This is a genomic window from Shewanella decolorationis S12 (assembly GCF_000485795.1).
Classification (GTDB): domain Bacteria; phylum Pseudomonadota; class Gammaproteobacteria; order Enterobacterales; family Shewanellaceae; genus Shewanella; species Shewanella decolorationis.
Genome location: NZ_AXZL01000040.1, coordinates 1 through 12,643, shown reverse-complemented (window position 1 = coordinate 12,643; position 12,643 = coordinate 1). Strand labels below are relative to the sequence as shown.

General features: G+C 46.1%; 9 protein-coding genes. 5 read left to right on the top strand and 4 right to left on the bottom strand.

Translation table 11 applies throughout. From position 1 onward, the window contains the following. The first annotated feature begins 243 nt into the window (after positions 1-243). Positions 244-2,037, top strand: a complete 1,794-nt coding sequence (locus SHD_RS02065; protein WP_039977185.1) for a M1 family metallopeptidase — start codon at positions 244-246, stop codon at positions 2,035-2,037. Between the two features lie 598 nt (positions 2,038-2,635). Here the strand turns inward: SHD_RS02065 and SHD_RS02060 are convergent. Further along, positions 2,636-3,121 carry a glutathione peroxidase gene (locus tag SHD_RS02060; protein WP_039977177.1) on the bottom strand — a complete coding sequence of 162 codons (486 nt, stop codon included), beginning with the start codon at positions 3,119-3,121 and terminating at the stop codon, positions 2,636-2,638. Positions 3,122-3,268: 147 nt separating this feature from the next. Here SHD_RS02060 and SHD_RS02055 point away from each other — a divergent pair, with 147 nt between their 5' ends. The 3 genes from SHD_RS02055 (at position 3,269) to SHD_RS02045 (ending at position 5,880) form a co-directional block, all read left to right on the top strand. Next, positions 3,269-4,639 (top strand): magnesium transporter, encoded by a 1,371-nt coding sequence (locus tag SHD_RS02055; RefSeq protein WP_023265626.1) that lies wholly within the window; start codon positions 3,269-3,271, stop codon positions 4,637-4,639. Positions 4,640-4,667: 28 nt separating this feature from the next. Further along, positions 4,668-5,177 (top strand): GNAT family N-acetyltransferase, encoded by a 510-nt coding sequence (locus SHD_RS02050; protein WP_023265625.1) that lies wholly within the window; start codon positions 4,668-4,670, stop codon positions 5,175-5,177. Positions 5,178-5,340: 163 nt separating this feature from the next. Beyond that, the gene (locus SHD_RS02045; protein WP_023265624.1) at positions 5,341-5,880 is read left to right on the top strand and encodes a YfaZ family protein; all 540 of its coding nucleotides are present in this window, start codon (positions 5,341-5,343) and stop codon (positions 5,878-5,880) included. Between the two features lie 59 nt (positions 5,881-5,939). Here SHD_RS02045 and SHD_RS02040 read toward each other — a convergent pair whose 3' ends face one another. After that, complete coding sequence (locus SHD_RS02040) at positions 5,940-6,791, bottom strand: DMT family transporter (protein ID WP_023265623.1); 852 nt, start codon at positions 6,789-6,791, stop codon at positions 5,940-5,942. Between the two features lie 197 nt (positions 6,792-6,988). Here SHD_RS02040 and SHD_RS02035 point away from each other — a divergent pair, with 197 nt between their 5' ends. Continuing rightward, positions 6,989-8,656 carry a diguanylate cyclase gene (locus tag SHD_RS02035; RefSeq protein ID WP_023265622.1) on the top strand — a complete coding sequence of 556 codons (1,668 nt, stop codon included), beginning with the start codon at positions 6,989-6,991 and terminating at the stop codon, positions 8,654-8,656. Positions 8,657-8,716: 60 nt separating this feature from the next. On the opposite strand, the gene SHD_RS02030 is transcribed toward SHD_RS02035, so the two are convergent. Beyond that, entirely contained in the window at positions 8,717-11,842 is a 3,126-nt protein-coding gene (locus tag SHD_RS02030) for an NAD(P)-binding protein (protein WP_023265621.1), read from the bottom strand. Between the two features lie 236 nt (positions 11,843-12,078). Beyond that, on the bottom strand, positions 12,079-12,237 hold the full coding sequence (locus tag SHD_RS02025) for a hypothetical protein (protein ID WP_011626757.1): 159 nt from the start codon (positions 12,235-12,237) through the stop codon (positions 12,079-12,081). Between the last annotated feature and the right edge of the window lie 406 nt (positions 12,238-12,643).

Below are 12,643 nucleotides of genomic sequence, written 5' to 3'. Positions count from 1 at the left end.
AAAATAGAAAATTTTTGAAAATATTTTTTATTAGAACCTTTATGCGTTGAAAAATATGTAAATTTTAATTTTATAAGTTAACTAAAGTTGATTATGGCAAGACTTGGATTCAAGCATTGTTACAAAATGAGGATGTGGGAAAAGCTTTATTCGATTGCGCGTCGGTAAATCAGCGTCCGATAATATGACTAGATAATTTACTCTTCACAGGTTAGCTAAGTGATACCTTTAGAAAACCAGCAAATGCCAATTGCACCCGCAACATGGGATTTAACCCGCGATTACCATTCCTTTGCTAATAGCGATCAAGTGCAGGTCACACACTTATCCCTCGCGCTAAAAGTCGACTTTGCGACTCGTACTCTGCTTGGGGAAGCGATTCTTTCACTGCGCTATCTTGAAGCAAAGGTTGGTGAGCTATGGCTCGATAGTCGCGATTTAAGCATTTTATCGGTAACGACTGATGAAGCCGCGCTGGCATTTCATCTAGATGCGGCCGAAGACATTCTCGGGCAGAAATTAGTCATCCAGTTACCCCAAACGCAGTGCGAACGAATCTATATTCGTTACCAAACCTCACCGGAGGCTGAAGGGTTGCAGTGGCTTATGCCTGAACAGACGGCGGGCAAAGCATTGCCTTATCTCTTTAGCCAGTCTCAGCCCATTAATGCCCGCAGTTGGATCCCCTTGCAGGATTCGCCAAAGGTGCGGATCACCTTCGATGCGCACGTTGAAGTGCCAAAGGGCATGCGCGCCGTGATGAGTGCAATGAACGACCCTGATACGCCGCTCGAGGGGCAATTCCTATTCGAGATGGAAAAGCCCATTCCTACCCATTTGCTAGCTTTAGCGGTGGGTGACTTAGCCTTTCAAGCCATAGGTCCGCGCAGCGGTGTGTATACCGAGCCGTGCATGTTAGAGGCCGCAGCAACAGAGTTTGCCGATACCGAACATATGCTGGATGTGGCGCAGTCACTCTTAGGGCCTTATGCGTGGGAGCGTTATGACATGATCATCTTGCCACCAAGTTTTCCTTTCGGTGGCATGGAAAACCCGCGTTTAGCCTTTTTAACCCCGACTCTGATTGCGGGGGATAAAAGTTTAGTGTCGACGGTCGCCCACGAGTTAGCACATTCGTGGACGGGCAATCTGGTCAGTAACGCCACTTGGCGCGATCTCTGGCTAAATGAAGGTTTTACGACCTATTTTACCAATCGGATTGTCGAAGAAGTCTATGGCAAGGAGCAGGCTGAGCTGGAATGGGTTATTGAATTTGGTCGTTTAAAAGAAGAAATGGCCGTTTTACCGCTCCATCGGCAAACGTTGCCAGCCAATGTGCAGCACGCCGATCCTAACTTAGCTTTTAACCGTTTTACTTACGATAAGGCTTCGATGTTCGTCCATGAGTTGGAACATCGCCTCGGGCGAGCCGAGTTCGATAAGTTTCTGTTTGCCTATGTGCAGCACTTCGCCTTTAAGGCGATCACCACCGAAGTGTTTGTCGAATATGCAAAAGTGGCTTTAGTCGAAGCCTATCCGGATAAGATAAGTGAAGCCGAACTGCTGGAATGGATTTATGGTGAAGGGTTGCCTCAAGCTTATGTAGGGCCCACATCGCGAAGTTTAGATAAAGTGGATAGCGCCTTGGATGATTTTTTAAAGGGCAAAGCGGCCAGCGAGCTTAAGGTAAAAGGTTGGCGAGTTCATCATTGGCAATACTTTTTGACCCAATTACCCGAAGTGGTGCCGCAGGTACAACTGATGGATTTGGACGATAGCTTTCAGTTTACCGAGTCTACTAATGCTGAAATTGCCTGCGATTGGTTTAGGGTCGCTATCCGCAATCATTATGACCCTGTGTTACCCGCCTTAAGTGCTTACTTACAGCGCATTGGCCGCGGCAAGTTTGTCCGTCCACTTTATGCCGAATTGCAGGTTGCCGGCTATCACACTGAGTTACAACAAATCTATGCCAGTGCGCGGGCGGGATACCATCCTTCGATTCAAGTGCAATTGGATAGGATGTTGAAGGGATAAAATGGAGCTAAAAAAAATGGCAACCTAAGGTTGCCATAAAAGAATCAAGGTAGGAGACAAAGGAATGCAGTGCGCTAGCGTGTATTCGATTGCTTCCCAAAAGGGAGATGATGATGAACGACCAACCAATTCGACTCTATGCAATAACTTGAAACTGTTTCATTAAATTAAACGGCATATTTAATCCATTTAATCCTTTGCTAACGTTTTCATTTAGCAATCAATTCTGCATTAAAGCGGATTTGTTAATCCTTACATATAGTCAGACTAAGGCCTTTTGATAAAGTTCAGTTTGCAGCTAAAAAATTTTAAAATTATTTTTGCCTTGCAGGCGTCAGCAAATTAAGTCACTGGGGAATGGTTACATTTATTTTACATATAAAACATAGACATAAAAAAAGGCAACCAATTGGTTGCCTAGTGACCTCTTCCTAGGTCAAGGGGGCCGCGCTAGAAGCCCCAGGGAGAATGATGAACATGAAAAAGACATTCGCTGTTCAATATGTTTGAGGGGCTTATAGAATTAAAGTTCCATCGAAAATAAAAAATAACTTAACTTTTTATTTAATAGTAAAGTTTCAACAGGATAGCGTGTGGATTACTTTAAAAGCGCTTCTATCTTGTCACTAATGGCCTCTGGTTTTGTGGTTGGCGCAAAGCGAGCGACCACTTCGCCCTGACGATTAATTAAGAATTTAGTGAAATTCCACTTAATCCGTTCTGTGCCTAATACGCCTGGTGCCGCTTTTTTAAGGTACTGGTATAAAGGGTGAGTATGCTCACCGTTTACCTCGATTTTTGAAAATAGGGGAAAACTCACGCCAAAGTTGAGTTCACAAAAGCTTTGGATGCCTTTCTCATCGGCTTTTTCTTGGGCACCAAACTGATTGCATGGGAAGCCTAAAACCACAAATCCCTGTGCTTTATATTTTTGATAAAGCGCCTCTAAGCCTTTGTACTGTGGTGTAAAACCGCACTCACTGGCGGTATTTACAATTAAAATTACTTTGCCTTGATATTGCGCTAGTGCCGTTGGATTGCCTTGAATGTCGTTTGCGCTGTGGCTATAGATAGTCGATGTCATCATTACCTCCTTAGTTGTGATGATTAGCATAAATAACAATTAAGTTGTTATCAATAAATTTGTGCACAATTTGTTTTGCGTGTTTGCTAATCTTCTTCAATATCAATATAGTTACGCTAATTTTTATCTCAGCAGAAGGGCGTTTATGTGACTGAACATGAAGCCGAATACGAAACAAACACACAGGCCGATGTTGGGCAGGTTGTTCAACAACTCACTGAAGTTGAAGGTGAAGAACAGGCTGAGGTGTTCAGTGAAATCTTAAATGAAGCTGAGCCTGGCACGGTTGCCTTAGTGCTGGAGTCCTTACCCTTAGACGAGCGTTACGAGCGTTGGCAACAGGTTGAGTTTAGTGACCGTGTGACGGTGCTGAGTTTAATGCGCGCCGATCCGCGTATGGGCATCCTAAAGCAGATGCCCGACAATGAGGTGGATCTGCTATTTGCGCAGCTCAGTCCTGAGGATTTGATTGAGTGGAGTGATTATCTCCCCGAAAGTTTTACCGACCGCGCCTTGGCGCAAATGGGCGAACGTCAGCGGCAGCGCTTTGAGTTGTACGACCAATATTCGGAAAACGAAATTGGTCGTTATACCGATCATCAAATGTTAGTGCTCAGCGATAAGGCGACTGTGGCTCAGGCGCAGCGGTTTTTCAGGCGAATTGAACTCGACTGTAACGATAATTTATTTATTGTCGATGAGGCGGATAAATACCTAGGTACGGTAAGGCGTTATGATATTTTTAAGCATGATCCCTCCGAGCCACTGATTTCACTGCTATCGGAAGACAGTCGTGCGTTAACCGCGGATACCACGCTACTCGATGCCGCCGAGGCGATAGAACATAGCCGTGAAATTGAGTTACCCGTTATTGATGAGGCGGGGGAGCTAATTGGCCGTGTCACCCTAAGGGCAGCGACCGCCTTAGTGCGTGAACATTACGAAGCGCAATTAATGGCGACCGCGGGTATGGATGAGTCCGACGACTTATTCGCTCCTATCATCAAAGGTGCGCAGCGCCGCGCCGTATGGTTAGGGATTAACTTACTCACGGCATTTTTAGCCTCGGCCACCATTGGTTTGTTTGAAAATGTCTTATCTCAAGTGGTGGCACTTGCGGTGTTGATGCCGATAGTAGCATCCATGGGCGGGATTGCTGGCAGCCAGTCGCTTACCTTGATGATCCGCGGTATGGCGATGGGGCAGATCTCTGCGGGTAACTTATTCTCGTTAATGAAGAACGAGTTAGGCATTGGCTTAGTCAATGGTACCCTGTGGGCGATTGTGATTGGACTGGTATCGGGCTGGTGGTTTGCCGACAGCACTATAGGCATAGTGATAGGCTGCGCGATTTTGATCAATATGGCAGTCGCGGCGTTGGCCGGGGTGTTTGTCCCTATGGTTTTGCAGCGATTTAACCAAGATGCGGCGCTCTCTGGCTCGGTGATTTTAACTACAGTGACCGATGTAGTGGGCTTTTTCACTTTTCTCGGCATGGCGACGATACTGTATCTCTAAGTGGCTTTAACTTGTTTAACTCATTGGTATGAATCAAAACGATATTCAATTTGTCCTTTGCCAAAATGCAGCCGAATTGGCGGCTGCAGCGGCCTTAATCGATCAACGGGATGATAACGCGCATCCCCTCGACCATCAGTCCTTTGCTCAGTCCCGCGCAGTCATATTGGCGAAAACCCTCGAGGGTGAGATAGTTGGCTGCGCGGCGATTAAGGCGGGTTCTGGCCCTGTGGGGGAACTCGGCTATCTGGTGGTCTCGCCATTGTACCGCCGCCGTGGCATAGCCCAAGGGCTTACCCTTAAGCGGATTGAAGTGGCTAAAGCGCAGGGGATTGCCCTGTTATTTGCCACCATTCGAGAGGAAAACAACGCCAGTCGAGTGAATTTACTCAAGGCCGGATTTCACTTTTGGCGGAACTATTTAAGTATTAGAGGTACGGGGAATACCGTGGGTTGGTATTACTTAGCCTTACAGGAAAGTGTCGATATCGACGGCATAATGCAATCTTTAGTTGGAGATCGGCTGCCTGCACCCTAAATGTTTTCGACTTGTTTAATTTGGGTTTTGTTGATGTTTCTTACCAGTTTTTGTTTGGTTTCAAATTCAAAAATCTTCGCGACTCTTAGCTAAATATGCAGATTTTCTTTTTTTATTCGGTATGATCCGCGCCATTACCCACAGTCATTATTGAGGTGTTTTTATGGCTAAGTTCAGAGTAGCAAGTGTCTTATTATTGAGTGCAGCCGCACTGCAGGTGAATGCGTCAGAATTTAATCTTGGGTTAAACAACGATGTGGTTTCTACTGAGTTAGAGCTGCAAGTGAATAAAGATGTCAATGCAGTATTAGGATATATTTATTCAGACGACAGCGGTCATATTGCCCAAGGCGCAATGCACATGACCCACGATGCGGGCGTGCATCATTTTGAAGTCGGTGCTAAGTTAAGCCAATTGTGGGCAGACGATGCGCCAAATGGCAGTACTGTATCAGTGGGCGGTCGTTATGCCTTAGCGTTAGGGCCAAATATCTCTGTGCATGCCGCCGCTTACTATGCGCCATCGGTATTGTCTTTCGGTAATGTCGATGGTCAATACGAGTTGGATTCTAAGGTGCAATACAATATCAACCCCAATATGGCGCTTTATGTGGGTTACCGTAAGATTGCCTTTGAATACGATAATGCCCGTGATTTCACCTTCGAAGATGGCGTTTATATCGGCGGTAAATTCCGCTTCTAAATCTCGCCTTTATTGAGTGGCCTACACTGCGGCCACTTCGATTTCAAAGCCGGCCAAGGTTAACTTCGCCGGCTTTTCCATTTGGCTTTCAGTTCACTGTAGCTTGGCAGGATGGAGGAGAAGATCACAAGTCCTATGCCAATACACACTACAATGCTTAAGTGTTCATCTAAAAACCACCAACCAAACAATGCGGCAAAAATAAGGCCTGTATATTCCACAGGGGCCATTTGGCTTGCATCGGCGCGCCGATAGGCGTGGATTATCAGGTAGGTCATACCGATATAAAACAGCCCTAAGGTCAGGCCAACCTGTGCGACGGGGAGACTAAAGTCGGCGCCTTCGTACCAAGTTGCCGGTATCAGAAAAACCATCGCAAAGGCATTAGACCAAAAGAGTGTTGAAAAGGGATGCTCATGGGTTGAATATGCCTTCAAAATCAGGCTGTTTGTTGCCGAAGTCATGGCACCAAAAAAGGCCAAGCCAATGTAGAGGTTAAATTCTGTCGGTTGGCTTATCAGCAAAATGCCCGTAAAACCAATAATCCCCGCAACGGTGCGACGATAACCAATACGCTCATTTAAAAAGAAAGCGGACAATAACAACAGTAATAATGGTGAGGTATAAATGACCGCGGTGACTGTTGCCAGGGGCAGATGCAATACCGCCAACATAAAGATGGCATTGCCTAAGCCGATTAACAGCGCTCGACTTAAATGCACCTTGTAAAAGGGACTTAATTTGAGATTGCCCTGTAAACGCCAGACAAAGGGAAGCACCAAAAGCGTGGCAAATAATTGGCGATAAAGCACAAGTTGAAATACGGGCGCATTAGTTTCAAGTAATTTTACCAATAGGTTGCCGCTGGCAATCAATAATTGTGCAGCTAAAATCATCAATAATGGTGCCATAGGTATCCAAGTGAACGTCTGATATTGAGGCTAAGGTGTTGTCCCTTAAGTTAACGACTAAAATATCATCATAAGGCACCCAATTGCCGACTAATTTAGTCTAATCAATTGTAAAAAATAAAATGTAGCCATAAAGTTAACACTTTAAATTGATTTTCTGCGTGGAACGAGACGCTGGTATATAAACTTAGATACCTATGAGTAAACCTAACTTGCAACATTTTTGGTGCTTTTTGCTGCTTCTTTGGACATTTAGTCCGTTTGCCTTTAGCGCTGAAATTGCGTTGGATTCCCCCTATTTATTCCATGCCGATGCGAAACAGCTCCCTCCCGAGCATTTTAATGACGTGACCCTGTGGATGGGGCAACTGACAGAGGCTAACTCAGTTAGTCTTTCGGGTGGTGATTATTGGATGGTATCACCCGTCATGGTCAATAGTCGCCAAAGCCATTGGGTGGTGGATGCCAGTAATTCGATTGTGGAATCCGTTGATTATTGGTTACTTGGCAGTGATGGCTCTGTGCAAACGGCCCACAGTGGTTACTATGCGCCCTATGAATTTTTATTCGATTACGGCCGTAAAGTACGACTGAATATGGGGACTGATTATTGGTTAGTGACTCGGCTCAGTAGCCGCTATTATTCCTCCGCCCCTGAATTGGCGATAGAGTCGGAAGAAGTACACCAGTTAACCAACGACCGTGTGGCCATGGCGATACTGATTTGTTTAGGGGGATTGCTCTTTATCGCTCTATACAATCTACTGATTTACATATCAATTTTAGATAAGGCATTTTTATATTATGGTCTTTATGTATTGACCTATTTTGGTGGCTGGGCACTGACCTTCCATTTACCAGCGCATCTATTTAACTTCCATCAGCTTGAATTACATCATCTGTTTTTTATCAGCTTGCCGATATTTAACATCATGTTCTACAAGCACTTCTTACAGTTGCCTAGCTATTCGCCCCGATTATGGAGGCTGAGCCAATACTTATTAGTTGCGTGTGTTTTAGCCTTGCCGACTAGTATTTGGTTATTGCCCTATACCGCGATTATTGCCTCTGTCTTAATCATGCTGTGGATTGCGCTAGCGATCACCTGTGGCAATGTGTGCTTGATGAAAGGCTTTGCCCCCGCGCGCTATTTCATCATGGCCTTTAGTTGTTTGCTGTTGCCTGCGGTGATTATCTTACCGGGCAATATGGGGATCACCCCTGATTTTATTGAACATGCCGAGTTTGCAACGCTATTGGGTGGCACTGTGGATGCTCTGCTGTTATCCCTTGCATTAGCGAACAAACTTAAACTGTTGGCCGAAGAGCGTAATGCCCATATTGAAGAGCTAGGCATCGCCTGGGAGAAGGCCCGACTCGATGGTTTAACCCGGGTGGGCAATCGTTATGCTTTTGATGAATATATGAATTCGCAATTAACCTTTGCCAATAAGGTTGTACAACCAACGGCCTTGGTGCTGCTCAATGTCGACAGCCTTAAAATGGTGAACGATACCTTAGGGCATCAGGAAGGGGACCGTTTACTGCAAAATCTAGTGCAGTTTTTGCAGGCGACCAACATTGCTCACCTTAAGATTTACCGGATCAGCGGCGATGAGTTTGTGCTCATTCTACCTGCAAATGGCATGGGGACCTTAACCAGCAGCTTAAAAGGATTAACGGCGCAATTTGCCGCCGAAGGCTTAAAGGATTGTCAGTTTAGTTTTGGCTTTGCCATCAATAGTGATGTGTCTGATCCCCATGAATGGCTGCGCTGCGCCGATAGCAACTTATATCAATCGCGAATGGAAAAACGTCGTCAAGAATACGCCGATAGCCGCGCAGGAGAGATAGCTTCTCTCTGAGCTTGAACACATTCAAAGATTTGGACTAAAAAGGGGCTGCATAACGCAGCCCCTTTGCATTTAGGCGAAGTCTTTTTCGCCTTTGATAATCGCCGGATGGCCGCAGATAGCTTTAGCTGTATGCATGCCCGCCATGGTAGCGGCCTCGACACAACCGGCATTGAGACCAGTTTTAATCCAGTCACCCGTCATATACAGATTGTCGATACCTGTGCCATCCGTGGTGATCCGATATTGTGAGCTGCCTTTAACGGACAAGACATAACGCTCCGAAGGATCCACATTGGCGCGCCAATATTGGCTATCGAATCGCGCTTCGCCTTGGCGGTTTTGTTCATCGTGCAACCATTCCCAGGGGAAGGTGTCGCCAACATGCTGCCACAGCTTATGAATTTCCGTATTGAGCTGATTGATGGCGCCTGCCTTAGCTTCGGCGGTTTTTCGCTGCTGGAAACCGATATCCGTGCTTGGAGGATAGGCATCCACGGGTAAAGCCGAGCAGAAATAACTGGCATTTTTAGGCTCTAGGCCACGCCAGTCTTCTTTATCGAGCAATTGGTCCATTGATGCCCACGTATCGAAGGGCTCGGTAAAGCCCGATAAGACAGGCTGCTCGCCATCCTCAGAATAATTTGGCCAACCAATACCATTAAGATCTTGATTCATCCACAGTTGATAGGCTTGGGTCGCGACTGTTTGTACTTTGTCGACACAGGTTTTGAGCGCCGGACTCTGCGCCACGACCTCACTCGCCACATGGGGGACAGAGCCAAGAGACAGACCAAAAATCACTTTGTCGAAGTCCACGCCTTTTTGCAGACGTTTTTTCGGAAGCGCCTGACCAAATTGCGCCTCGTATAGATTGTCCCAATCGCTCCAGAAGTGCTCAAGATTAATATCATGGGCTTTTAGCAATGCGGCTTGCTCAGGCTCGAGCTGATCGTAATTGGGGGTACTTGGCCAGCAGGCTAAGCCTTTCACATCCACGAGTGGATTATATTCTTTAACCGAAGGTGCCAGAGCAACTTGCTCAGTGATTTCAATCGTTTGAATGCTGTTATTGCGACATTCTAAATTATCGACCCGATTGAAAAAGTGGAAATTAACTCCGCGCCGTTTCAACACTTCATAGTAGGGGGTAAAGACCACATCTCCCATGCCAGCTTGCATTTTCCACATAATCCCGCCTTGATAACACAGGGCGATACGCAGCATAGAGCGGATAATGGTGCCTGCTTCGACATTCGGTTTGTCAAAATTGCCTTTTTCGTAGGCAAACACCAGATCATAAAAACCGCGTACTGGCGCGCTGTCGACCGTATATTTTTGACTTGCACCGTGTTTGATTAACCATTCGCGGTAATCATAATCGTTGATGGCATCGAAGCTCTTTTCAAACACATCGTCGACAAACATCCCTTTTAAGATGGTTAAGCCTAAATCGACGGCAATATACAGATGGCGCAAATCATCGTTACTGTCTAAATGGTCGCTAAAGCGTTTAACTAGCCTTTGGTGCAGGGCATCGACGGCGGACTCGATCAAACCATCGTCACTCTCGCTGTGGACATGCTCATCGCATTCACGGCCAATCATTTGATTAAAATGGCATTCTAGCTTGTCACCTAGAGCGTCTAGGGATTCCATCGCATCTTCTACCGAATCCTCTAACTTATCCTTAAGTCGTTCAAACCAGCTGGTATCGAGCCAGTTTTTCGGTGTCGCCATGGCTTTTTCATCGGCCTCCAGCAGGGAGTCCATGTCCTTTAGCCATTCTTTTATCCAAGCAAAGGCGGCCTTAACTACCTTCCAGAAGGTTAAAGTTTCGGTGCCATCTCCAGGGATCCCTGGGAGTGTTGGAAAGGTGATTGGCCAGCTAACGGAACGACCATTAATTTCTTCCTGTAGCACAATAAAGTTATGGGGTTTAAAGGCATCAAAGAAGGTCGCCAGCGGCGCTTCGGGCGGGCGGTCTAGTTCTTCATAGGCTTTACGCATTAAGGCGCAGGCATTTTGGTAAAAACCAAACCAGATATGCAGGCCATGCTCTTCAATCCGTTGCCCCATCGCGGCATTGCGGCCACTTGCGCCCTTGCCGCCGATGCGCCAGCCTAATTGATAGACATCAATCTCATAATGATTCTGCCAGCCGGGTCTGTCGGTGAGATAACAGGCGGCGGTCATGGCGGCGACACCTCCGCCGAGAATGGCAATTTTTTGTTTTTTGACTTCAGAGTTATCGACCAGTACTTCGCCAGGTGGCACTTCAAAGTCAAAGTTCACATGGTAGGGCAGTAATACATGCTGCTCGCCAACCTCGACGCCTAAGGTCTCTTTGAGTGGGAAGCTAGCGTTATCAAAAATAGTGGCGACAAAGTCATTTTCCAATAGGGCGACACTGTGCACTTTATTGACTTGTGCCGGCGCCGCAGTAATCGCCTGATAAACCGCTTTTTGGCCTGAAGCATCCGGAAACTGCTTTAAAAACACTTGGTCAATGGCTGGTTTGAACAGCAAATGAAATAGTTGCTCCTCACCGAGCTTATCCAGCTCTGGAATAAAATCCGTTTGCTCTTTAAAGAGTTGCCAAGTTTGGGCTATGGCTTCTAACGTGGTGAGCTGCGCCTCGGGCTTGGCATTGCAATTCACCTCAATCAGCGGGTGCATGGCAAGCTCAGTGTCAGGGCTAAAGTGTAAGAAGCTCTTTGTTGCCAGGGAGAGCCGGGTTAATGGTTCACCGACCGCGGGCATAGTGTATTCACACAAATACTTGGGATAACCGAACAACTCGCGACCATTGATCAGGGCCATCGCATCATTCACCCAAATATGCAGTGGCTGAAAATACACATGACTGATGGCTGTGCTGTTGCTATTGTCTTGGCGACCGACCATGACCCAAGTGATGATGTCGGTTTCTTGGATCCAACCTTTAGCCCTGTCGGTTGGGTCTTCTGAATAGGCTTTCTCGATTTGGGTAAAAGTTGTCAGTACGTAGGGCGATAGCACTTTAAAGTACATGGCACTTCCGGCCACTTGATTGAGTGTTTTATCGATAGAGCGCTGAAGGTTGACGAGTTTTCCCTTGAGAAAAAAACCGTACATATCGGCTTTATTCAACACTAAGGGCGAGTGCATCAACATACTGCCTGGGGGATAGATAAAATCGGGGCGTTGTTTTTCCATGGGATCATCCTTTAAACCCGTAAAGATGTGTAAGGTAGTTTTGCCGACTAAGGCATGAGTAAACCCTAAAGAGCATAGGGCAAATCAGCTTATTAGCCTATTGATTTTACAATTGAATTAAAACAGAAGGGATAGGGATAACTTAGTTTAATTAGCAAGTTGGAGGTTATCCAACTTGCTCGGATTTGACTGCTTTTAAAGCTCGAATTTGCTCAGGCAAACGGGTCGTAGTTCAGTTACTTCGATTTATGCTGATAGAAATCCACCTCTGCATCATCTGAATAACGGCGCTTAGTATCCCTGCGACGTTGTTTTACGCGTTTGTTTTTTTGCTTACCTTTGACGTTATCGCCCCATGGCGCATCATCGTCGTCAAATTCATAGGAGTGTGACATGGTCAAAATTCCAAAAATACCTGTGCCATTCTCAGCACCCGATCTTTTTACCCAAAGGTGAGATTAAGCTAAAGCGAAATATTTAATCACTGATGGTGAAAAGTTTTGTCCAAGAAGGGGTGATACGTCTCTGTGGAATTGCGTTGGCGATTTTACCCCGCGCCGTAGGGTTTATCTTGATGATTATTAAATGAATAAGTGAAAAAGCGCATTCATATTGGGTGGAGATAAAAAGAATGGCACTCAAGAGATGAGTGCCAAGTTCTGATAAAAAATAAGGAGTTAGTGCTAGGGCGTGTTGACGTTTCGAGATGAGATTTTGTTCGTTCTGGCAAGCACGTGCTCGCGAAACGAGGAATGATGTGTAGTTATTCTACTCAAATGACGAGTGACAAAGAGCAAGGGC